Raw genomic sequence first — 447 nt, 5'->3', positions numbered from 1 at the left:
AGTGATATCTATGAAATGGTTATCACGAATATTAACAGTAATAGTGACCATGTCTATGGCGTGTGGTGCATTGATATTTAATCGTAGACATCAGCTAAAGACGAAAACGCTGAACTTCAATCATAAAGCATTAACAATTATTATTCCGGCTAGAAATGAAGAAAAAAGAATAGGTCATTTACTACATTCGATAATACAACAGCAAGTTCCAGTAGATGTCATTGTTATGAATGACGGATCGACAGATGAAACAGCACGTGTAGCACGTTCATATGGTGCGACTGTAGTAGATGTTGTTGATGATACTGACGGCAAATGGTATGGGAAATCACATGCTTGTTATCAAGGTGTGACGCATGCATGTACGAATCGTATTGCCTTTGTAGATGCTGATGTAACTTTCTTAAGGAAAGATGCTGTTGAAACGTTGATTAATCAGTATCAATT

At 36.7% G+C, this 447-nt stretch carries 1 pseudogene; it reads left to right on the top strand.

The window, feature by feature from the left end:
- Positions 1-10: 10 nt before the first annotated feature.
- Positions 11-447 (top strand): annotated as a pseudogene (gene crtQ, locus GVK32_RS28735) (4,4'-diaponeurosporenoate glycosyltransferase); the annotation flags it as partial.

Source organism: Klebsiella sp. 18074, from assembly GCF_902705905.1.
GTDB classification, from domain to species: Bacteria; Pseudomonadota; Gammaproteobacteria; order Enterobacterales; family Enterobacteriaceae; genus Klebsiella; species Klebsiella terrigena.
The sequence above is the reverse complement of the archived record's forward strand: the minus strand, read 5'-3'. Positions and strand labels throughout refer to the sequence as shown.